General features: G+C 76.5%; 21 protein-coding genes, 2 pseudogenes and 1 riboswitch. Of the genes and pseudogenes, 11 read left to right on the forward strand and 12 right to left on the reverse strand.

Annotated elements, in window-relative coordinates; all coding sequences use genetic code 11:
* Window positions 1-2: 2 nt before the first annotated feature.
* On the reverse strand, window positions 3-1298 hold the full coding sequence (locus BM158_RS00360; RefSeq protein ID WP_091553264.1) for a PTS transporter subunit EIIC: 1296 nt from the start codon (window positions 1296-1298) through the stop codon (window positions 3-5).
* 70 nt (window positions 1299-1368) lie between these two features.
* Here BM158_RS00360 and BM158_RS00365 point away from each other — a divergent pair, with 70 nt between their 5' ends.
* Genes BM158_RS00365 through BM158_RS00375 form a run of 3 tightly spaced genes read left to right on the forward strand, consistent with a single transcriptional unit; the run spans window position 1369 to window position 3313 of the window.
* Window positions 1369-1656, forward strand: coding sequence for a PTS sugar transporter subunit IIB (locus BM158_RS00365; RefSeq protein ID WP_091553268.1), 288 nt, complete (start codon window positions 1369-1371; stop codon window positions 1654-1656).
* Window positions 1653-2114 (forward strand): PTS sugar transporter subunit IIA, encoded by a 462-nt coding sequence (locus tag BM158_RS00370; RefSeq protein WP_091553271.1) that lies wholly within the window; start codon window positions 1653-1655, stop codon window positions 2112-2114. The genes BM158_RS00365 and BM158_RS00370 overlap by 4 nt, the downstream gene beginning before the upstream one ends.
* Before the next feature lie 32 nt (window positions 2115-2146).
* Complete coding sequence (locus tag BM158_RS00375) at window positions 2147-3313, forward strand: MFS transporter (RefSeq protein ID WP_131801948.1); 1167 nt, start codon at window positions 2147-2149, stop codon at window positions 3311-3313.
* Between the two features lie 3 nt (window positions 3314-3316).
* On the opposite strand, the gene BM158_RS00380 is transcribed toward BM158_RS00375, so the two are convergent.
* From BM158_RS00380 to BM158_RS00390, 3 genes are read right to left on the reverse strand one after another with little or no spacing between them, the layout of a single operon-like run.
* Window positions 3317-4339 carry a 1-aminocyclopropane-1-carboxylate deaminase gene (locus tag BM158_RS00380; RefSeq protein WP_191328593.1) on the reverse strand — a complete coding sequence of 341 codons (1023 nt, stop codon included), beginning with the start codon at window positions 4337-4339 and terminating at the stop codon, window positions 3317-3319.
* The gene (locus BM158_RS00385) at window positions 4336-4971 is read right to left on the reverse strand and encodes a GntR family transcriptional regulator (RefSeq protein ID WP_423221519.1); all 636 of its coding nucleotides are present in this window, start codon (window positions 4969-4971) and stop codon (window positions 4336-4338) included. Before BM158_RS00385 ends, BM158_RS00380 begins: the two co-directional genes overlap by 4 nt.
* 10 nt (window positions 4972-4981) lie before the next feature.
* A complete protein-coding gene (locus tag BM158_RS00390) occupies window positions 4982-5509 on the reverse strand; it encodes a GNAT family N-acetyltransferase (protein WP_091553282.1) in 528 nt (175 codons plus the stop codon).
* A gap of 19 nt (window positions 5510-5528) precedes the next feature.
* On the opposite strand from BM158_RS00390, the gene BM158_RS00395 reads away from it, so the two are divergent.
* Window positions 5529-6035, forward strand: a complete 507-nt coding sequence (locus tag BM158_RS00395) for a PaaI family thioesterase (protein WP_091553285.1) — start codon at window positions 5529-5531, stop codon at window positions 6033-6035.
* On the opposite strand, the gene BM158_RS22915 is transcribed toward BM158_RS00395, so the two are convergent.
* From BM158_RS22915 to BM158_RS22925, 3 genes and pseudogenes are all read right to left on the reverse strand, one after another.
* The gene (locus BM158_RS22915) at window positions 6028-6822 is read right to left on the reverse strand and encodes an EAL domain-containing protein (protein ID WP_479723822.1); all 795 of its coding nucleotides are present in this window, start codon (window positions 6820-6822) and stop codon (window positions 6028-6030) included. The genes BM158_RS00395 and BM158_RS22915 overlap by 8 nt on opposite strands.
* An 84-nt stretch (window positions 6823-6906) precedes the next feature.
* Window positions 6907-7548 (reverse strand): annotated as a pseudogene (locus BM158_RS22920) (diguanylate cyclase); the annotation flags it as partial.
* Window positions 7522-8475 (reverse strand): annotated as a pseudogene (locus BM158_RS22925) (hypothetical protein); the annotation flags it as partial. The pseudogenes BM158_RS22925 and BM158_RS22920, both read right to left, overlap by 27 nt.
* A gap of 317 nt (window positions 8476-8792) precedes the next feature.
* On the opposite strand from BM158_RS22925, the gene BM158_RS00405 reads away from it, so the two are divergent.
* Window positions 8793-9428, forward strand: a complete 636-nt coding sequence (locus BM158_RS00405; RefSeq protein WP_091553292.1) for a hypothetical protein — start codon at window positions 8793-8795, stop codon at window positions 9426-9428.
* On the opposite strand, the gene BM158_RS00410 is transcribed toward BM158_RS00405, so the two are convergent.
* Both BM158_RS00410 and fabG read right to left on the reverse strand, forming a co-directional pair.
* A complete protein-coding gene (locus BM158_RS00410; RefSeq protein WP_091553295.1) occupies window positions 9399-10121 on the reverse strand; it encodes a class I SAM-dependent methyltransferase in 723 nt (240 codons plus the stop codon). The genes BM158_RS00405 and BM158_RS00410 overlap by 30 nt on opposite strands.
* Before the next feature lie 123 nt (window positions 10122-10244).
* On the reverse strand, window positions 10245-11003 hold the full coding sequence (fabG, locus tag BM158_RS00415; protein ID WP_091553298.1) for a 3-oxoacyl-ACP reductase FabG: 759 nt from the start codon (window positions 11001-11003) through the stop codon (window positions 10245-10247).
* 192 nt (window positions 11004-11195) lie between these two features.
* Between fabG and BM158_RS00420 the strand changes: the two genes are divergently transcribed.
* The 4 genes from BM158_RS00420 (at window position 11196) to BM158_RS00435 (ending at window position 16275) form a co-directional block, all read left to right on the forward strand.
* Entirely contained in the window at window positions 11196-13403 is a 2208-nt protein-coding gene (locus BM158_RS00420; RefSeq protein WP_091553302.1) for a putative bifunctional diguanylate cyclase/phosphodiesterase, read from the forward strand.
* An 18-nt stretch (window positions 13404-13421) separates the two neighbouring features.
* Window positions 13422-13524, forward strand: a riboswitch (TPP riboswitch).
* The gene (locus BM158_RS00425; protein ID WP_091556056.1) at window positions 13522-14103 is read left to right on the forward strand and encodes an ECF transporter S component; all 582 of its coding nucleotides are present in this window, start codon (window positions 13522-13524) and stop codon (window positions 14101-14103) included. Its footprint overlaps the riboswitch before it by 3 nt.
* Window positions 14104-14209: 106 nt before the next feature.
* Window positions 14210-15517 carry an ABC transporter ATP-binding protein gene (locus tag BM158_RS22595; protein ID WP_278247556.1) on the forward strand — a complete coding sequence of 436 codons (1308 nt, stop codon included), beginning with the start codon at window positions 14210-14212 and terminating at the stop codon, window positions 15515-15517.
* Window positions 15514-16275, forward strand: coding sequence for an energy-coupling factor transporter transmembrane component T family protein (locus tag BM158_RS00435; protein WP_207506048.1), 762 nt, complete (start codon window positions 15514-15516; stop codon window positions 16273-16275). The genes BM158_RS22595 and BM158_RS00435 overlap by 4 nt, the downstream gene beginning before the upstream one ends.
* Here the strand turns inward: BM158_RS00435 and BM158_RS00440 are convergent.
* The 3 genes from BM158_RS00440 to BM158_RS00450 are packed head-to-tail and all read right to left on the reverse strand — an operon-like array spanning window position 16272 to window position 19921.
* Window positions 16272-17798, reverse strand: coding sequence for a DUF6297 family protein (locus BM158_RS00440; RefSeq protein ID WP_091553309.1), 1527 nt, complete (start codon window positions 17796-17798; stop codon window positions 16272-16274). The two genes, BM158_RS00435 and BM158_RS00440, sit on opposite strands and share 4 nt — an antisense overlap.
* Window positions 17795-18481, reverse strand: a complete 687-nt coding sequence (locus BM158_RS00445; RefSeq protein ID WP_091556059.1) for an ABC transporter ATP-binding protein — start codon at window positions 18479-18481, stop codon at window positions 17795-17797. Before BM158_RS00445 ends, BM158_RS00440 begins: the two co-directional genes overlap by 4 nt.
* A gap of 48 nt (window positions 18482-18529) precedes the next feature.
* Window positions 18530-19921 carry a uracil-xanthine permease family protein gene (locus BM158_RS00450; protein WP_091553313.1) on the reverse strand — a complete coding sequence of 464 codons (1392 nt, stop codon included), beginning with the start codon at window positions 19919-19921 and terminating at the stop codon, window positions 18530-18532.
* 117 nt (window positions 19922-20038) lie between these two features.
* Between BM158_RS00450 and BM158_RS21610 the strand changes: the two genes are divergently transcribed.
* Window positions 20039-20584 (forward strand): DUF1697 domain-containing protein, encoded by a 546-nt coding sequence (locus tag BM158_RS21610; protein WP_165628792.1) that lies wholly within the window; start codon window positions 20039-20041, stop codon window positions 20582-20584.
* Between the two features lie 103 nt (window positions 20585-20687).
* A complete protein-coding gene (locus tag BM158_RS00460; RefSeq protein ID WP_091553320.1) occupies window positions 20688-21131 on the forward strand; it encodes an ATP-binding protein in 444 nt (147 codons plus the stop codon).
* The last annotated feature ends 2 nt before the right edge of the window (window positions 21132-21133 follow it).

Here is a 21133-nt window from a genome sequence, read left to right on the forward strand (position 1 = left end):
GGTCAGGACGTCGTCCGGTCGTCGGCCATCCCCGTGGCGGTGGTCGCGGTGACCGTGGCCGGGGTGGCGGCCGGGGCCGCGGCGTCGTCGGTGCTGGCGACGACGGCCTCGGCGTCCTCCTCGCGGCCCGGGGTCTTGAGGTTCCACTTGCGGATCACGAAGCGGAACAGCACGTAGTAGACCGCCGCGTAGGCCAGCCCGATCGGGATGATCAGCAGCGGCTTGGTGGCCTGGGTGAAGTTCAGCGCGTAGTCGAAGAACCCGGCGGAGAAGGTGAACCCGTCGTGGATGCCGAGGGCGTTCGTCAGCGCCAGCGAGGTGCCGGTGAGCACCGCGTGGATGAGGTAGAGCGGCCACGCGACGAACAGGAAGGAGAACTCCAGCGGCTCGGTGATCCCGGTGAGGAACGCGGTGAGCGCGGTGGACAGCATGATGCCGCCGACGACCTTGCGCTGGGCCGGCTTGGCCTCGTGCCAGATGGCGATGGCGGCGGCGGGCAGCGCGAACATCATGATCGGGAAGAAGCCGGTCATGAAGGTCCCGGCCGACGGGTCGCCGGCGAAGAACCGGTTGAGGTCGCCGGTGGCGCCGTCGTAGTCGCCGATGACGAACCAGACGACCGAGTTGAGGATGTGGTGCAGGCCCAGCGGGATGAGCAGCCGGTTGACGGTGCCGAAGATCCCGCCGCCGACCACGGCGTTGGCGTCCACGGCCTCGCCCAGGTTGGTCAGGCCGGTGTTGAAGGCGCTGTAGACGAACGACAGCAGGACGCCGACCACGATCATGACCAGCGAGGTGATGATCGGGACGAACCGCCGGCCGCCGAAGAAGGCCAGGTAGGTGGGCAGCTTGATCCGGTAGAAGCGCTGCCAGAGCACCGCGGCGATCAGCCCGGTGACCACGCCGCCGAGCACGCTGTAGTTGATGAGCTCCTGCGTCTCGCCCTCGGCCGCGGCGCCCAGCATGATCGGGCTCATCGCCTTGAACACGCCCTGCAGCACCAGGTAGCCCACGACGGCGGCCAGCGCGGTGGAGCCGTCGGCCTTCTTGGCCCAGCCGATGGCGATGCCGACCGCGAACAGCAGCGGCAGGTTGTCGAACAGCGCGCCGCCGGCACCGGCCAGCACCGACGCGGTGCCCTCGAGCCAGCCGAAGGAGCCCAGCATGTCGGGCTGGCCCAGGCGCAGCAGCAGACCGGCGGCGGGCAGCGCCGCGATGGGCAGCATCAGGCTGCGGCCGAGGCGCTGCAGGCCGCCGAGGCCCTTCACCCCGCTCGGGGGTGCGTTGAGGAAGCTCATCGGTTCATCTCCTGGTTCCGTGGTGGACTGCCAGCCGGTACGGTCCGGTCATGACCAGTTGACCGGGAGGATGGCGAACCTGTTCGCTCCCTGTCAACCACCCCGTACCGGACCTGGAGGAGATGTCGTGGACAAGGCCGAGCAGATCGTCGCCGGGCTGGGTGGCGCCCAGAACATCGAGGAGGTCGAGGGCTGCATCACCCGGCTGCGCACCGAGGTCCGCGACGCCTCGCTGGTCGACCAGGCCGCCCTCAAGGCCGCCGGCGCCCACGGCGTGCTGGTGTCGGGCACCGTGGTCCAGGTCGTGGTCGGGCCGGAGGCGGACTCCCTCGCCGACGACGTCAACGACCTGCTGTGAGCCTGCGGGTCCAGGCGCCCTTCGACGGCACGCTGCTGTCGATCGAGCAGGTCCCCGACCCGGTGTTCGCCGCCTCGATGGTCGGCGCCGGCGTGGGCGTCGAGCCCGCCGAGGGCGCCGGCGCGGTGGAGGTCGTGGCGCCGGTGTCCGGGCGGCTGCTCAAGGTGCACCCGCACGCGTTCATCGTGCTGACGCCCGAGGGCCGCGGCGTGCTGGTGCACGTCGGCATCGACACGGTCAAGCTCGACGGCGCCCCGTTCACCCTGCACGTCACCGAGGGCGACGAGGTGGCCGCCGGCGACCGCGTGGTGACGGTGGACGTCGCCGCGGTGCGGGCGGCCGGCATGTCGCCGGTGAGCCCGGTGGTCGTCATGGACGCCGCCGCCGACACCATGCCCGACGTCGCCGCCGGCTCCCGGGTGACGCGCGGAGCCGACCTCTTCACCTGGCCCCGCTGACCGGCCCGGCCCGGCGCGGCTAGCGTCGGGCCGTGCGGGGACGCGGTGCGGTGTGGCTGGTCGGGTGGGTCTTCACCGTCGTCATGCTGGGCGGCACGGTGCCGGCGCCGCTCTACCCGTTCTACGTGCGGTCGCTGGAGCTGTCCGAGCTGCAGGTGACGGTGGTGTTCGCCGCCTACGCCGTGGGCACCCTCACCGCGCTGCTGCTCGGCGGTGGGCTGTCCGACCGGGTGGGCCGCCGTCCGGTCCTCGCCCTGGCCGTGGGCACCGCGGTGGTCTCCACGCTGGTCTTCCTGCTCGCCCCGACCCTGCCGGGGCTGCTGGTGGCGCGGGTGCTGTCCGGGCTCTCGGTCGGGCTCACCACGGGGACGGCCACGGCGGCCATCGCCGAGCTGCACCCCGATCGCCGGACGGCGACCACGCTGGCCACCGTGGCCAACATGGGCGGCCTGGGCCTCGGGCCGGTCGTCTCCGGGGTGGTGGCGCAGCACCTGCCCGGCCCGACGATCGCCCCCTACCTGGCCTTCCTGGTCCTGCTGCTGCCGGCGCTCGCGCTCGGGGCGGTGCCCGAGACCCGCCCGCGCACCGGCGGGCTGGCCGGCGCGGTGCGGCCGCAGCGGCTGTCGGTGCCGCGGGGCACCCGGCCGCGCTTCGCCGCCGCGGCGGTGGGCGGGTTCGCGGCCTTCGCCGTCCTGGGGCTGTTCACCTCGCTGACGTCGTCGTTCCTCGGCCAGGAGCTCGGCGACCCGGGACCGCAGCTGGTCGGGCTGTCCGTGGCGGTCATGTTCGCCGCCGCGGTGGGCTGCCAGCTGCTGGTGCAGCGGTGGGACCCCGACCGGGCCGCCCTGGTCGGCGCGGGCCTGCTGCCGGCCGGCACCGCCCTCGTCGTCCTGGCCTTGGCGACCGGGTCGCTGCCGCTGTTCCTGCTCGCCGCCGTCGTCGGGGGTGCGGGCGTCGGGTTCAGCTTCCAGTCCGCCGTCGCCCGGGTGGGTGGGCTGGCCACGCCCGACGAGCGGGCAGCGGTGACGTCGAGCTTCTTCGTCGTGGCCTACCTCGGCATCACCGTGCCGGTGGTCGGGGTCGGGGAGATCGCCACCGCGTCGTCGCTGACGACGGCCGCGGTGGCGCTCGCCGTGCTGGTCCTGGCGCTGTCGGCCGGGGCGGCGGTGCTCACCCGCCGGCACCCCACCCCGGCCTGACGGTCAGGAGAACAGCGCGCTGTAGCCGTTCAGGGCGGGCTGACCGCCGAGGTGGGCGTAGAGCACCGTGGCGTCGCGGGCGATCTCGCCGCTGCGCACCAGCTCGATGGTCGCGGCCATCGACTTCCCCTCGTAGACCGGGTCGGTCACCATGCCCTCGGTGCGCGCCGCGGTCTCCATGGCGCGCAGGGTGGTGTCGTCCGGGATGCCGTAGGTGCCCGCGTGGAAGCGCTCGTCGAGCTCCACGTCCTCCAGCGTCAGCGGGCGCTGCAGACCGATGGCGGCGGCGGTGCGCTGGGCGATGCGCAGCACCTGGTCGCGGGTCTCCGCGGGCTTGGCGGAGGCGTCGACGCCGAGCACCCGGCGCGGGCGCCCGCCGTCCTCCTCGAGCTTGGCGAACCCGGCGACCATGCCGGCCTGGGTCGACCCGGTCACCGAGCAGACGACGACGGTGTCGAAGAAGACGCCCAGCTCCTCCTCCTGCTGCGCCACCTCGTAGGCCCAGCCGGCGAAGCCGTGGCCGCCGAGCGGGTGGTCGGAGGCGCCGGCCGGGATGGCGTAGGGCTTGCCGCCGCGCGCGGTGATCTCGGCGAGCGCGGACTCCCAGGACTCCTTGAACCCGATGCCGAACCCGGCCCTGACCAGCCGGACGTCGGCCCCGGCCAGCCGCGAGACGAGGATGTTGCCCACCTTGTCGTAGACCGGGTCGGGCCAGTCGACCCAGCTCTCCTGCACCAGCACGCACGCCAGGCCCAGGTGCGCGGCGACCGCGGCGACCTGGCGGGTGTGGTTGCTCTGCACGCCACCGATCGAGACCAGCGTGTCGCAGCCCTGGGCGAGGGCGTCGGCGACCAGGTACTCGAGCTTGCGGGTCTTGTTGCCGCCGTAGGCGATGCCGGAGTTGCAGTCCTCGCGCTTGGCCCACACCGCGGCGCCGCCGAGGTGCTCGGTGAGCCGGTCGAGCCGGTGCACCGGCGAGGGCCCGAACAGCAGGTTCGTGCGGGGGAAGTCGGCCAGGGTGGTCACGGGTTCTCCTCGGTCAGCTCGGACAGCAGCGCCGTCCAGATGGCGGTGGTGGTGGCGACGGCGGCCTCGACGTCCCGGGAAGCGCAGGCGGTGATCAGCCGGTCGTGCAGGTCGACGGAGTCCGCGCCGTGGGCGGCGCCGAAGCGCAGCCGCTCCAGCCGCCGGACCAGCGGGGTGAACCGGTCGACGGTGGCCCGCACGGCGCCGTTGCCGGCCCGGTCGACCAGCACGTCGTGCAGCTCGTCGTCGCAGGTCAGCGCGGTGTCGACGTCCCCGGCGGCCACGGCGGCGGCGAACCGGGCGTTGGCGTCGCGCATCGCCGTGAGGTCCTCGTCCGCCACCAGCGGGACGGCGGTGGTGACCGCGAGCTCGTGCATGGCGCGGACGACGACGGCGGCGTCGTGCACCACCGAGGGGACGACGGCGGTGACCCGGGTGTGGCTCTGCGGCTTGGACTCGACCAGGCCCTCGTCGGCCAGCCGCGCCAGCGCCGTCCGCACCGGCGCCACCGACAGCCCGAGCCGGCCGGCCAGCTCCGCGTCCTTGACCACGCCGCCGGGCGGCAGCTCGCCGCTGACGATGGCCTCGCGCAGCCGGACCAGCGCCTGGTCCCGCAGCAGTACCCGTTCCACATCTGACATCTCAGATGTCAGTTGGCTCCTTGTCAAGAGGCAGCCGCGACCACAGCAGCTCGTCGTGCCGGAGGCCGTCGCCGTACCGGTAGGACTGCCGCAGCCGGCCCTCCAGCACGAACCCGGCGCGCTCGGCGACCCGCCCGGACGCCGTGTTCCCCACCGCGTGCGCCAGCTCCACCCGCTCCAGCCGCAGCTCGGCGAACGCCCAGCGCACGACCGCGTCGACCACCCGCGGCGCGACCCGGCGCCCCCGCGCGGCCGGCACCACCCAGTAGCCGATCTCGGCCCCGCCGTCGTGGATCGAGTGCAGCGACACCGACCCCAGCAGCAGCCCGCCGGTGTCGACCACCGCGCGGGACACGTGGTCCTCGCCCTCGCTGCGACGGGCCAGCCACTCCGCCGCCCCGGCCCGGGACCGCGCCCCGCTGCCGTTCCACTGCCGGATGGCCGGGTCCTGCAGCGCGGCCCAGACCGCGTCGAGGTCGGTCGGCAGCCAGGGCCGGACGACGAGCTCCCCCACGGTCAGCCGCACCATGCCGACTACGGTCCCGCCCATGACCCGTGAGCGCACCTACACCTGGGGCGACCCGATGGAGTCCGCGGCCGAGGTGATGACCAGCGCCGGCATCGACGTGCTGCGCGGCATCGCCGAGGGCCGGCTGCCGGCCGCCCCGATCGCCGCCACCCTGGGCATGGGCCTGGAGTCGGTCGAGCCGGGCAAGGTCGTGTTCACGATCGAGCCGGCCGAGTACCACTACAACCCGATCGGCTCGGTGCACGGCGGGGTGTACGCCACGGTCCTGGACTCCGCGACCGGCTGCGCGGTGCACTCGATGCTCCCGGCCGGGGTCGGCTACACCAGCCTGGACCTCACGGTGAAGTTCCTGCGCGCGATGACCACCCGCACCGGTCCGGTCCGCTGCACCGGCACGGTCACCCACCTCGGCGGGCGGACGGCGCTGGCCGAGGCCCGGCTGACCGACGCCGACGACCGGCTGCTGGCCACCGCGACCAGCTCGATCCTGGTGATCCGGCCGCAGCCGGGGACCGCCGTCAGCTGACCCCCGCCGACGGCGAGAGCACCGCCCCGTACCGGGTGAACGCGTCGGCCGGCTCCAGCGGGCGGTCCATCAGGTAGCCCTGCGCCCGGTCGCACCGGTCGTCGCGCAGGTCGTCGAGCTGGGACACCCGCTCCACTCCCTCGGCGACCACGCCGAGGCCGAGGATGTGCGCGGTCTGGATCATCAGGGTGACCAGGGACCGCTGCGCGGGGTCCTCCGACGCGACGAAGGAGCGGTCGATCTTCAGCGTGTCGACCGGCATCGCGCCCAGCTGCCCGATGCTGGTGTAGCCGGTGCCGAAGTCGTCGATGGCGATGCCGACGCCGAGCCCCCGCAGCCGGGCCAGGTGCTCCATCGCGACCGGGGAGTCGACCAGGACGGTCTCGGTCACCTCCAGCACCAGCAGCCCGGCGGGCAGCTCCGCGACCTCCAGGGCGTGCCGCACGTGGTCGACGACCCGGGGGTCGGCCAGGTGCCGGCCGGAGAGGTTCACCGACATCGTCGGGCCCCCGTCGACGTCGCCGCGGCTGGCCCGCCACGCGCTCAGCTGGGTGCAGGCCTCGCGCAGCACCCAGGCGTCCAGGTCGCAGATGAGGTCGGAGTCCTCGGCCACCGGGATGAACTCCGCGGGCGGCACCGACCGGCCGTCGTGGTCCCACCGGACCAGCGCCTCCCACCCGGCCACCTCGCCGCTGACCACCTCGACCACCGGCTGGTAGACCAGCCGCAGCCGGCCGCCGGCCAGCGCCTCGCGCAGCTGCGCGTCCAGGTCACGGCGGGCGGCCATCCGGGTGCGCAGCTCGTCGTCGAACAGCTCCGCCCGGCCCTTGCCGCGCGCCTTGGCCAGGTAGGCGGCGGCGTCGGCCTGCGCGATGAGGGTCTCCCCGACCAGCTGCCCGTCCTGGGAGAAGGCCACCCCGATGCTGGCGCCCACGTGCACGGCGACCTCGCTGCCGTTGGCGTGCGGGACCAGCACGTCCTCCGCGACGGCGGCCACCAGCCGTTCGGCCAGCGCCACCAGCGCCCGGACGTCGTCCACCGGCTCCACCAGCGCGACGAACTCGTCACCGCCCAGCCGGCAGACGGTGTCCCCGGCCCGCACCCCGGCCGCCAGCCGGGCCGCGACCTGCCGCAGGACCGCGTCGCCGGCGGCGTGCCCGGCGCGGTCGTTGACCGCCTTGAACCCGTCGAGGTCGACGAACAGGACGCCGACCATCGTCCCGGCGCGCTGGCCGCGGGCGAGCGCGGCGTCGACCAGCTGCAGCGCCTGGGCCCGGTTCGGCAGACCGGTGAGCGGGTCGTGCGCGGCCTGGTGGGCCAGCTCGGACTGCAGCCGGTCGCGCAGCTGCACCGAGCGGACCAGCTGCTGCACCGAGTCGTGCACGACCTCGCCGAGCGGGCCCGGCAGGGACTGCGACAGGGTGGGGCTGTCCAGGTCGCCCCGGGCGACGGCGGCGGCCTGGTCCTGGATGCGGCGCAGGCTGGCCACCGCGTCGTCCAGCGCGCCGGACACGGTGCGGACCTCCCGCGGGCCGGTCACCGGCACCGCGACCAGCGACCCGCGGCTGACCTGCGCGGCCTGGCCGGCGACCGCGGCCAGGGACCGGGTGACCGTCCGGCCGAGGCGCCAGGCGGCACCGACGGCGAGGAGGGCCACCAGTCCGCCGGCCACGACGGTCGCCGTGCGCTCGGAGTCGGCCGCGGCCCGGTCGGCGCCCGCCGCGTCGACCGCGTCGGCCACCGCGACGGCCAGCAGCCCGTCGGCGCCGGTGGACCGCTCGTCGGCCGCGGTGATCAGCCCGGTGATGCTCAGCAACGGCAGCGGGGCGGGGTCCGCCGGCGCCGTGTCGACCACGGCGGCCAGCGACCGGGCGGCCCCGGTCGCCTGCAGCTGCGCCCAGGCCTGCACCAGGGCGGGGGCGCGCAGGCCGGACAGCCCCAGCGCCGCGGCGGTGTAGTCGGCCTGGGCCTGCGGCCAGGAGTCCCCGGTGGACAGGCCCGTGCTGCCGGCGAAGGTCCGGCCCAGGAACTGCGGCAGCTGCCGGCTGCTGGCCTGCACGTAGCGGGCCACCAGGTCCACGTCGGCGACCGCGGCCACGGTGGCGGCGGACAGGTCGGTGTCCACGGCGGTCGACACGGCGGCCTGCGAGGCGCGGGCGAGCGCGTCGGCGACGTCGCCCATGCCGTAGTAGGCGTCGGCGAGGGAGTCCAGGTCCTGGCCCGGGGCGTCGATGCCGGCGCGGAGGGCGGCCACGCCCTGCTCGGCGTCGCGGGCCGCCGGCCCCGCACCCGCGCCCGCCGCCGCGAGGGCGGCGTCGGTGGCCGCCCGCGCGGCGGCGAGACCGGTGCGGGCGGAGTCGAGCGCGGCGTCGGCGAAGGCGGCGGGCACCCCGAGGCTCTGCGCGGTCGCCGGGTCCCGCAGGGCGGCAGCGGTGAGCATGGGCAGCACCTCGCGGTCGACCGCCCCGGCGGCGGTGGCCAGGGCGGCCGCGGACCGGACGGCGCGGTCGGCCTCCGCGGCGGCGCCCGCATCCGCGCCGGCGCGGGCCACCAGGAACGTGGCGAAGGCGGCCACGCCCAGCAGCGGGACCAGGACGAGGGCGGCCAGGTGCACCCACAGGGGCAGTCCGGCGCGGAGGGGTCGGGACGTCACACAGCCCCATCGGCGCAGGTGGGGGCGGCGCACAGGGCACCCACCCCCACCTGGGGATGCGGACCCCGCCGGTACCGGAGTGCCGGTCGTGGTGGAGTGGGCCGGTGACCGAGTCCGCCCGGGGTGTCCGCCCGGCCCGCCGTCCCGACGTCCCCCGCATCTCGGCCACCCTGGCCCGCGCGTGGGCGGACTACCGCTGGTCGGGCTGGGCGCTGCCCGAGGACGGCCGGGCGCAGCGGCTGCACCGCTGGTGCGAGCTCGCCGTGCTGCGCGGCCTGGACACCGACTCGGTGTGGACCACCGACGACGGCTCGGCCGTCGCGGTGTGGGCGCCGCCGTCCCCGCCGCCGGTGGCCGACGACCTGCGGGCCGTCCTCGACCGCGACCTGCCCCGGATGCTGGGCAGCCGGCAGCCGGTGGTGCTGGCCAGCGAGCGGCTGGCCGAGCAGGGCCTGCCCGAGGAGCCGCACTGGCGGCTGGTCATGCTCGGCACGCTGGCCGACCGCCGGCACGCGGGCCTGGCCGCGCGGGTCTGCCGGCCGGTGCTCGAGCGGTGCGACGCCGAGGGCGTGCCGGCCGCGCTGACCGCCTACACCCGGCTGGCCGTCACCTGGGGGCAGCGGCAGGGGTTCGCGGTCACCCACGCCACCCGCACCGCCGTGGACCACGAGCTGCCGGCCTGGGCGATGGTCCGCCGGCCGGCCGCCGGGTCAGGCGGCGGCGAGGGCGGGGACGGGTAGCTGCAGCGCGCCGGCCAGCTCGGCCGACCGGTCGCCGGCGATCCGGGGCGACCGGGTGAGCAGCGCGACGGCGACCATGTAGGAGTCCTCGTCGGCCCAGCCGCGGCCGGCGTCGACCAGCTCGCGGATGCGGGCCAGCACCTTGGGCTCACGGCTGTAGTGGCCGAGCTCCAGCGGCATGGCCAGGAAGCTGGCCACCCGGAACCCGGCGTCGGCCGCCGCGGCCAGGGTGCCCACCGGGTCGGCGTAGCTGGCCACCGCGGCGACCACGTGCTCCCACGGCCCCTCCAGCACCCGCAGCAGCAGCGCGTTGCCGTCCGGGCCACCCCACAGGCCCGGCAGCTGCAGGTCGCCGTCCGGGGCGGGCAGGTAGGGCGGGTTGGTGATCACCGTGCGGGCGGGCGACCCGGCGCTCCCGGCGAAGAAGTCCCCGTGCTCGACGGTGTACTGCCCGGCGACGCCGTGCTCGGCGACCACGGCGCGGGCCTCGTCGACCGAGGCGGCGTCGACGTCCCAGGAGCGGACGGCCAGACCCGGTAGCCCGGCGACGACCTCGGACACCGCGCGGGCGTCCCCGGTGCCGAGCTCGACCACGCCGCCGTCGGCCCAGTCGAGCTCGCGGGCGTACTGGCGCAGCACCAGCCCCAGGGAGCAGGCGAAGTGGGCGGACTCGGCGGTGCAGTCGAACGGCATGCGGGGACTCCAGCGTCTCGCGGCGTCACTCCGGCCGTGGTCTCCAGCCCTCGTGGGACCGGGACGTCATCCCCGCTGCGGCGGCCCGCCAACCATCCCCAGGTCAGCGGGCCGCCCGGCAGGTCAGTCGCGCGGGCCGCCGGCCACGTAGATGACCTGCCCGGAGACGAACCCGGCGCCCTCGCTGGCCAGGAAGGACACGGTGTGCGCGATGTCCTCGGGCTGGCCGACCCGGGCGACCGGGATCTGCTTGGCGGCGGCCGCCTTGAAGTCCTCGAACGGCATGCCGACCCGCTCGGCGGTCGCCGCGGTCATCTCGGTCTCGATGAACCCAGGCGCGATGGCGTTGGCCGTCACGTTGTAGCGGCCCAGCTCGATGGCCAGGGTCTTGGTGAAGCCCTGCATGCCGGCCTTGGCCGCGGAGTAGTTGACCTGGCCGCGGTTGCCCAGCGCCGAGACGCTGGACAGGTTCACGATCCGGCCGAACTCGGCCTCGACCATGTGCTTCTGCGCCGCCCGGCTCATCAGGAACGCCCCGCGCAGGTGCACGCCCATGACGGCGTCCCAGTCGGCGGTGCTCATCTTGAACAGCAGGTTGTCGCGGGTGATGCCGGCGTTGTTGACCAGCACGGTCGGCCCGCCGAGCTGCTCGGCGACCCGGTCGACGGCCGCGGCCACCGAGGCCTCGTCGGAGACGTCGGCACCCACCGCGACGGCGTCGCCGCCGGCGGCCCTGATCGCCTCGACGGTGGCGCCGCACGCGCCCTCGTCGAGGTCGAGGACGGCGACGGACATCCCGTCGGCCGCGAGCCGGGTGGCGATGGCCGCCCCGATCCCCCGGGCCGCACCCGTCACGATCGCCGTCCGCTGAGCCTGCGCCATTGCTGTCTCCTCCTGGTTCGGAGGCCGGGCGCCGCCGCCGACCGGGCGGCCGGGTGCGCTACCGGCCGGTAGGTCCGCCGACCGTCCTACCAGGTGACCCGCCGGGCCGCCGACCCGGCCGGTCCACCCCCGTCCGGGGGGCACCGGAGGCGTCGGGTCCAGCAATGCCCCCCGGCGGCCGAAGGGGAAGGGGTGACCCCGCCACCGAGCCCGGCCCGGCTGCTCGCCGCCGTCCTCGGTGCCGCGGTGGTCGTGGCCGGTCTGGTGGCCGCGGGCCACCCCGTCCCCGCGCGGGTCGGCGTCACGACCGCGTTCGCCGGGGCGACCTGGCTGTGCCTGCGGCGGGCCCGCAGCACGCCCGCCGAGCGCGCCACGTGGACCCGGGTGGCGCTCGGCGCCGCCCTGCTCGGCGGCAACGCGCTCTACCGCCTGGCCCAGCTCTCCCTCGACCTGAGCGGGGCCTGGTCGGTCGTGCCGGCGGTGCTGACGACGGCGGCGTTCCCGGCCCTGTACAGCGGTCTGGTCCGGTGGAACCGCGGTCACCGGCTGCTGCAGCGCCGGTACGAGGCGTGGACCGGCGCGGCGGCCGGGGCCCTGGTGCTCGCCGGGCTGGAGACGTGGACGGCGCACGGCGGGCCCCTCGCCGACCGCCCGCCGACGGCCCGGCTGCTGCTGGAGCTGCCCGCGGCGGTCAGCGCGGTCCTGCTGCTGGCCGCCGTCCTCACGCCGCTGTCGGCGGGGGTCCGCGACCCCCGCAGCTGGCTGACCACGGCGGCCACCTCGGTCGTCGTCGTCCCCGTGTGGGCCCGGGCGCTGGGCATCTCGGAGGCAGGCTGGGCCCCGCTCCCCCTGGCGACGGCCGCCGCGCTGCTCGCCACCGCCGCGGCGATGCGGCCCCGCCCGGCACCCCCCGACCGGCGGGACGGCGCGCTGACCGCCGGCGAGGCGCTGGCGCTGCTCCTGGGCGCGGTCGCGGTGCTGGCCGCGGCAGCCACCCGGGTCAGCGGCGTGGTGGTGGTCCTGGCCGGGTTCACCACCGTGGTCTGCGGCGCCCGCTTGCTGCGCGGGCTGCGCGGCCTCACCCAGCTCGCCGAGGCGCGCCAGCAGGCCAGCACCGACGAGCTCACCGGCACCGCCAACCGCCGGGCGCTGCTGCGCCGGATCGCCGAGGTCGCCGGCCGCGGCGACCAGGTGTGCCTCGCCGTCCTGGACGTCGACGACTTCGGCACCATCAACGACGGCCTGGGCAGCCGCGGCGGGGACCAGCTCCTCGTCGAGGTGGCCGACCGGCTGCAGGGGGTGCTCCGGGCGACCTGCGTGCTCGGCCGGCTCGGCGGGGACGACTTCGCCGTCGTCGCGTCGGCACCGCCGGGCCTGCCGCCCACCGACCCCGGCGAGCTCGGTGCCCGGCTGACCGCGGCGCTGGCCGAGCCGTTCACCGTCGGCGGGCTGCGGCTGCACGTGACCGCCAGCATGGGCCTGGCCGCCGGGTCCGCCGAGGACGGCGAGCAGCTGTTCGTGCGCGCGGCGACCGCGCTGCGGGAGAGCAAGCGGCTGCGCGCCGGGCCCGTGCTGCACGACCCCGCCCGGCACGACGACACCTCCGGGCAGCTCCGGCTGGTCGAGGAGCTGCGGCTGGCGCTGGTCCGCGACGAGCTCGTGCTGCACGTGCAGCCGCAGGTCGACGTCGTCACCGGCGAGCCGGTCGGCACGGAGGCGCTGGTGCGCTGGGCGCACCCCGAGCGCGGGCTGACCGGGCCGGCGTCCTTCGTGCCGCTGGCGGAGGCCCACGGGCTCATCGGCCCGCTGACCGAGCGGGTGGTCGAGCTGGCCGTCGCGCAGCTGGCCGCCTGGCGCGCCGACGGCGTGCGGCTGCGGATGTCGGTGAACCTCTCGGCCAGCAACCTGCTCGACGAGGGCCTGCCCGAGCGGCTGCTGGCCCGGCTGCTGCACCACCGGGTGGACCCCGCCGACCTCGTCCTGGAGGTCACCGAGAACGTGTTCGCCGGCGACTCCCCGCAGGTCCGCGGGGTGCTGACGGCGCTGGCCGGCCTCGGCACCGAGCTGAGCATCGACGACTACGGGACCGGCTGGTCATCGCTGGGCTACCTGCGGCGGCTGCCGGTCGGCGAGCTGAAGCTGGACCGCTCGTTCACCGCCGACCTGCGCACCGACGCCCGGACGGCGGCCATCGTGGGCTCGACGATCGACCTGGCGCACCGGCTGGGCCTGCGGGTCGTGGCCGAGGGCGTGGAGGACGAGCCCACCCTGCGCGAGCTGGAGCGGCTGGGCTGCGACCTGTCCCAGGGCTACCTGCACGCCCGGCCGATGCCGGCCGCGGAGCTGCCGGGCTGGCTGGCCGCGCGGGTGACGTCGCCGGGGGCGCTGACCACCGGCTAGTCTTCCGCGCACAACCGAACACACCGACAGGGGAGCGCCTCGGCGCTGAGAGTGCGGGCAACCGCAGACCCTCGAACCTGAACCGGGTCATGCCGGCGTAGGGAGTCTGGAGCAGCACATGTCCGTGCAGGACCGTCCCGTCACCACCGCGAAGTGGCGCACCGTGGACATCGTCACCACCGCCGTCCTCGGCGTCGCCTTCGGCGTGGTGTTCATCCTGTGGAACCTGGTGAACTCGGCGATCGCGCTGGTCCCGCCGGTGTCCGGGGTGATGAACGGCGTCTACCTGATGCCGGGCCTGGTGGCCGGGCTGCTGGTGCGCAAGCCCGGCGCGGCCACGTTCGCCTCGACCCTGGCCGCCGCGGTGAGCCTGCTGGCCTCGCCCTACGGCGGCATCATCGTGGTCTACGGCCTGGTGCAGGGCCTGGGCGGCGAGCTGGGCTTCGCCCTGGCCCGCTACCGCCGCTTCGGCTGGGGCACCGCGGTGCTGGCCGCCGTCACCGCGGGGCTGTCCACCTCCCTGCTGGACCTCACGCTCTACTACCCCGCCGTGTCCTTCTGGGGCGTCAAGGTGCCCTACACCGTGCTGACCGTGCTGAGCAGCGTGGTGGTCGCCGGGGTGCTCGGCCTGCTGCTGGTCCGGGCGCTGGCCCGCACCGGTGCGCTGAGCTCCTTCGCCTCGGGGCGCAGCCGCGTCTGAGCAGCCGGTCGCGGTCGCCGGCCGGGGAGCCGCCCGGCCGGCCGCCGTCCGGGCCCGCGGGCTGGCGGTACGGCACGCCGGCCGGCTGGCCTGGGCGCTGACCGGGATCGACCTGGACGTCGCCCCCGGCGAGCGGGTGCTGGTCACCGGCGCCTCGGGGGCGGGCAAGTCCACCCTGTTCGCCGCGCTGGCCGGGCTGCTGGACCCCGAGGCCGCCGAGGTCACCGGCGAGCTGGCCGTGGACGGTGAGCCCCCGGCCGCCGCCCGGGACCGGCTCGGCCTGCTCATGCAGGACCCCGACGCCCAGCTGGTGATGACCCGGGCCGGGGACGACGTCGCCTTCGGCCTGGAGAACGCGGGTCTGCCGCCCGAGGTCATCTGGCCGCGGGTGGACGACGCGCTGGCCGCGGTGGGCTGGCGGTACGGGCGCGACCGCCCCACCCAGGCGCTGTCCGGCGGGGAGAAGCAGCGGCTGGTGCTGGCCGGCGCGCTGGCCCGCCGTCCCGGTCTGCTGCTGCTCGACGAGCCCACCGCCCAGCTCGACCCGGCCGGCGCCGCCGTCGTCCGCGAGGCCGTCGCGCGGGTCGTGGTTGCACGTGGAACCACGCTGCTGGTCGTCGACCACGACGCCGCCCCGTGGCTGCCGCTGGTGGACCGGGTGGTCGAGGTGCGCGAGGGTGGGCTGGTCGAGCACCCGCCCGGCTGGGCGCCGGTCCCCCGCGCCGCCGGCCTGGTGCTGCCCGCCGCGACCGCCGGGCCGGCCAGGCTGGGCGCGGAGCAGGCCGGGTTCACCTACCGCGGGACGACGACACCGGCCCTGCGCCCCACCTCGCTGCAGCTGCACGCCAGCACGGTGACGGCGGTGACCGGGCCCAACGGCACCGGGAAGTCGACGCTGGCGCTGCTGCTGGCCGGTCTGCGCGCGCCCACCACCGGCGCGGTGCGGGCCGCGCCCGAGCTCGCCGTGCGCGGGGAACGCCGTCCCCACCGCTGGCGGGCCGGCGACCTGGTGACCCGGATCGGCACGGTGTTCCAGCAGCCCGAGCACCAGTTCCTCACCGGCCGGCTGCGCGACGAGCTGGAGCTCGGCCCGCTGCGCAGCGGCAGCGGGTCGGCGACCGCCCGGGCCCGCGCCGAGGAGCTGCTGGAGCGCCTCGGCCTGGCCCCCTTCGCCGACGCCAACCCGTTCACCCTCTCCGGCGGCCAGCAGCGCCGGCTCTCGGTGGCCACGGCGCTCGCCACCGCGCCGGCCGTGCTGGTGCTCGACGAGCCCACCTTCGGCCAGGACGCCGCCACCTGGCGCGAGCTGGTCACCCTGCTGGCCGAGCAGCGCGCCGCCGGCTGCGCGGTGGCCGCGGTGACCCACGACCGGGACCTGGTCGACGTGCTCGCCGACGCCGAGGTGGGGCTGTGACCGCGTCGCTGTCGCTGGGCCCGGCCCCCGACGTGCCGCTGTCGCGGATCAACCCGTGCGCGCAGGTCCTGGCCGCGGTCGCGGTCAGCCTGGCGCTGCTGGCGACCCTGGACGCCGTCACGCCCGCCGTCGTGGTCGCCGCCGAGCTGTGCCTGCTGCCCGCGGCCGGGCTGACCGACCCGCGCACCCTGCTGCTGCGCACCTGGCCGCTGCTGCTGGGCGCGGGGACGCTGGCCGTGGTCAACGTCGTCCTCGGCGACGCCGGGCTGCTGGGTGCCCTGGGCATCGCGCTGCGGGTGGTCGGGCTGGCGCTGCCCGGGGTGCTGCTGGTGGCCTCGACCGACCCGGTGCGGCTGGCCGACGCGCTGACCGTGCACTGGCGCTTCCCGCCGCGGGTGGCGGTGGGGTCGCTGGCCGCGCTGCGCCTGGTGCCGCTGCTGGTGGCCGAGTTCGAGACCGTGCAGCTGGCCCGGCGCACCCGCGGGGTGGAGGCCGGCCGCAACCCGGTGGCCCGGGCCCGGCTGGTGGCCGGCATCGCGTTCACCCTGCTGGTCGGGGCGGTGCGGCGGGCGGGCCGGCTGGCCACCGCGATGGACGCCCGCGGCTTCGACTCCGGGATCCGGCGGACCAACGCCCGCGGCTCGGTGCTGCGCGCCCGCGACCACCTGTTCGTCGCCGGGGCGGTGGCCGTCGCCGCGGTCGCGGTGACCACCAGCGTGCTGGCCGGCACCTGGGCGCCGCTGTTCGTCGGGGGCTAGGGCCCCGTCCTCCGCGCGGTCTCCACCGCCACCAGGCCCAGCAGCAGCGACCAGCCCAGCGCGACGCCGAGCAGCAGCGGGGGCACCGCGCCCAGCAGCAGCCCGGCGACCAGCGGGACGGTGCCGAGGACCCCCAGGTCCAGACCGCGGACCAGGGTCACCGCCACGCCGGTGGGCACCGCGCCCATCGGCGAGGACAGCACCGGGCCCGACCAGTCCAGCTCGGGCCGGTAGCCGCCGCGCACCGCGGCCCCCGCCCAGGCCGGTGCGGTGGCCGCGCCCAGCGCCGCCCACTCCCAGCCGAGCCCGACCAGCCCCGCGGACACCGCGCAGACCACCATCAGCCCGGCCAGCGGCACCACCGCCCGGGCCCGGACGACGTCGCGGGCGCCCAGCGGCAGCAGCCGGTCGGCCGCGGGCGCGCCGTGCGCCTGGCGGGCCGGTTCCCCGAGCGCGACCGCGGCCAGCGACCAGCCGGCGACGACGGCGACCGCGACCAGCGCCGGGACGCCGCCCAGGCCGTCGGTGCGGGCCGCGAGCACCGGCAGCGCCGTGCCGATGGCCAGCTGGCCCCAGCGCCAGGGCGAGCGGGTGGTCACCGCGAGGTCGCCGGCCACCACCGCCTGCCAGGGGGTGCGCACCCGCGCCCAGCGCCGGGCCCGGCGCGGCGGGTGCACGGGGGTGCCCAGCGCCCGGCCGAGCTCGCGGGTGTCCAGCGACAGCGCCGAGACAGAGGCGACCAGCACCGCCGTCCCCCGCTCGCGCAGCGCCCCGGCCGGCACCCGGCCGCCGACCCGGTCCGCGGCCAGCAGCGCCACGGCGGCCACCAGCAGCGGGACGCCGCCGAGCACCGGCAGCGGCAGGTCGGGGGCGGTGGGCGCCCAGGTGGGGGCCGGCCCGGCCGGACCGACGGTGCCCAGGACCGCGGGGACGACGACGGCGGCGGTGGCCAGCGACCCGGCGACCGGAGCCACCCAGCCGGTGAGCGCGCGTGCCTGCAGCAGCACCAGCACCCCCACGGCGGTCAGCGCGAGCAGGGCGGCGGCCAGCACGGTGACCGCGGCCTCGGCGACGGTCGGGGCGGCGGGCGCGGCCAGCACCACCGGCAGCGCCACGACGACCGCCGACACCACCGCCACCGCCCCCACCCGCTGCAGGTCACCGCGCAGCAGGCCGCGGCGGTCGGCGGGCAGCGGCAACCACCACGCGGCGGCGGCCGGGGTCGCGCTGAGCGGGCCGAGCCGGGACAGCAGCGCGACCACCCCGGCGGCCACCACCAGCGCGGCGACCGCGGCGGTGAGCTCACCGGGCAGGTCGGTGGCCGGGGCCGGCGGGCGGGCGGCGATCCGCCCACGCAGCGCGGAGAACGCCCCGCCGAGGACCGCGACGACCACGCCGGCGGTGGTCAGCGCGGAGAGCACGTCGCCGCCGAGGGTCAGCCAGCTGGTGTCGGCGCGGCGGGCGGTGGCCCGCCGGGTGAACCGGCGGACGCCGACCCCGGTGAGCTCGGCCGTACCGCTCACCCGGCGTGCAGGGCGGCGACGGCGTCCCCCGGGGAGACGACCGAGCAGGCGTCGTCGTCGACCACCAGCACCCGGCGGGCGACGGTGGACAGGAACTCCGGGTCGTGGCTGGCGAACACCACCGTCAGCCCGTCGGCGACCTCGGCGGCGATCCGCGCGGCCAGCCGGCGGCGCATCTGGGCGTCCAGCCGCCGCTCGGGCTCGTCGAGCACCAGCAGGCGGGCGGGCCGGACGAACGCGGCGGCCAGCGCCAGCCGCCGTCGCTGGCCCGAGGACAGCGCGGAGGGCAGCGCGTGCGCGCGGTCGGCCAGGCCGAACTCCTCGACCTCCTCGGCCACCACCTGCTCGGCGTCGGCCACGCCGTGCCCGCGGGCGGTGAGCAGCAGGTGCTCGGTGCCGGTGAGGGAGGGGAAGAAGGCGTCGTCGTCGAGCACGGTGGCGACGTCCCGGCGGAAGGCGGCCTCCCGCTCGTCGACCGGCCGGCCGTCGAACTCCACCGTGCCCGCGATCGGCGGCAGCAGGCCGACGACGGTCTGCAGCACGGTCGACTTCCCGGCACCGTTGGGGCCGATGAGGCCCAGCGCAGTGCCCGGGGCGACGCCGACGGTGACCGGTGCGCAGACCGCCTCGCCGCCGTAGCCGACGGAGAGGTCGCGCACCTCGAGCAGCCCCGGCTTCGCCATCACCGGCACCCTAGGGCCCCACCCTGTGGAGCCCTCGGGTGCCGGCCCTCAGCGGGGGTGCTCCTCGTCGCGGGCCTCGACCGCGGCCTCGACGAACGGCTCGGCCGGGGACGGCGGCTCGGGGGCGGGCACCGTGCGGCCGGGCAGCACCAGGTTGAGCACGATGGCCACGAGCGCCGAGACGACGATGCCGGAGCTGAACAGCGCGCCCCACTCGCCGACCACCCCGGCGATCGCGTCGGGGGCTGACGCGATGCCGCGGCCCAGGCCGATCGACAGCGCCAGGATCAGCAGCGACCGGCTGGTCAGGCCGTCCTTGCTGAGCAGCTCGATGCCGATCGCGCAGACCATGCCGAACAGCACCAGCACACCGCCGCCGAGCACCGCCGGCGGGATGGCGGCCAGCACCGCGGCCAGCTGGGGCAGCACCGACAGCAGCACCAGCACGCAGGCGCCGATGGTGACCACGTGCCGGCTCATCTGCTTGGTGAGGGCGACCAGGCCGATGTTCTGGCTGAACATCGTGGTCGGCAGCGCGCCGAAGACGCCGCCGAGCACCGCGGACCCGCCCTCGGCGAGGATCCCGCCGCGCAGCTCCCTGCGGGTGGCCGGCCGGCCGGCGCCGCCCTCGGTCACCGCGTGCACCGTGCCCACCGAGTCGACCATGTTGACCACGCCGACGACCGCCATCGACAGGATCGCGACCAGCTCGAAGGAGACCCCGAACGCGAACGGCGTCGGGAAGGCCACCACCGGCCGCTCGCCGACCGCGGAGAGGTCGAGCAGGCCCAGCGGGATGGCCACCAGATAGCCCACGACCACCGCGATGAGCACCGACGCCGACTTCGCCAGCCCGCGGGCGAACTGGTTGAGCACCACGGTCAGCACGAGCACCAGGGCGGCGACGCCGAGGTTGGTCCAGGACCCGAAGTCCGGGCTGCCCACGCCGCCGGCGGCGAGGTTGATGCCGCTGGGCAGCAGACCCAGGCCGATGACCAGGATGATCGTGCCGGTCACCACGGGCGGGAACAGGAACGCGATCCGGTGGATGCCCAGGCCGATGGCCACCTGCACCAGCGCGGTCACCAGCACCCCGCCCAGCACGGCGGGCAGCCCCCGCTCGGCGGCCAGCGGGACCGCGACGGCGATGAACGCGAAGCCCGAGCCCATCATCAGCGGCAGCCGGCTGCCCACCGGGCCGATGCCGATGGTCTGCAGCAGCGTCGCCAGGCCCGCGCACAGCAGCGCGGCCTGCACCAGCAGGACCGCCTCGCCGGTGGTGGCGCCGACGACGCCGGCCAGCAGGATCGCCGGGGTCAGGTTCGAGGTGAACATGGCCAGCACGTGCTGCAGCCCGAGCGGGACGGCGACGCCCCAGGGCGGCATGCCGTCCGGGTCGGCCGGGTCGCGCCGCACCTTGGTGGCCTTCGTCGTCGCCATCGCTGCTCCCCCTCCCCGGGACCCGTCGTCCCGTCGGATGGCGGGAGACTGCCGGGTCCGGGTCACAGCCAGGTCACAGACTCGTGTCCGGGGGCCCCGCGCCCTACGGTGCGTGCCGTGGCCCGGTCCGTCGTCCTGCTGCGCGGGGTCAACGTGGGGAGGGCGAAGCGGATCGCGATGGGTCCGCTGCGCGAGGCGCTGACCGCGCGCGGGCACCGCGACGTGGCCACCCACCTGCAGAGCGGCAACGTCGTGCTGGGCACCGAGCTCGGCGAGGAGGAGCTGGCCGCCGACGTGCGGGCCTGCATCGCCGCGGAGTTCGGCCACGACGTCCCCGTCGTCGTCCGCTCGGCCGGGCAGGTCGCCGGCGTCGTCGCCGGCGGGCCGGTCGCGCTGCCCGCCGGAGTCGACCTGGACCCCTCCCGCTACCTGGTCACCTTCCTGCCGGTCGTGCCCGACCCCGGCGCGGTGGCCGCCGTCCCGGCCGCCGGGGACGGCGAGGGGGCGTGGGCGCTGCGCGGCCGTGACCTGCACCTGTGGCTGCCCGACGGGGTGATGGGGACGCCGGTCGCGGGCTGGGCGTGGCCGCGGTTGCTCGGCACCACCGGCACCGGCCGCAACTGGACGACGGTCGGACGGGTCGCGCACCTGGCCGCAGGGTGAGGCCCGGGTGACCCCCCGGCGTGCCGGACCGGACCGTCCGTGGTCGACTGTCCCGGGTTCGCGCGCCCCCGCGACCTGAGCACAGACGACGAGGAGCACCCGCGTGGACCGCGACACGGCGAGCCCGGTGTGGCCGTCGGCGGCACCGCCGGACGCCCCGCCGGGCCAGGTCTGGCCGCTGGAGCACGTCTCCCAGCTGCCCCGGGTGCGGGCCCAGCTGCGCCGGCACCTGGTCGAGTCCGTCGGCGACCCGGACAGCCCGCGGGCCGCGGAGCTGGTCGACCGGGTGGTGCTCGCCTTCGACGAGATGGCCTCCAACGCGCTGCGGCACGGCGGCGCCGGCGTCGTGGCCCGGGTGGCCCCGCACGAGCGGTCCTGGCTGGTCGAGGTCTGCGACTCCGCGGCCGTCTCGCCGCCCACCCCCGCGATCGGCCGCGACCCCAGCCAGGGCGGGCTGGGCCTCTACCTGATCGCCGAGATGTCCACCGCGCACGGCTGGCACACCGTCGGCGGCTCCAAGAGCGTCTGGGCCCTCCTCCCCCGCTGACC

The sequence above is a fragment of the Klenkia taihuensis genome (assembly GCF_900112525.1).
Taxonomy (GTDB): Bacteria; Actinomycetota; Actinomycetes; order Mycobacteriales; family Geodermatophilaceae; genus Klenkia; species Klenkia taihuensis.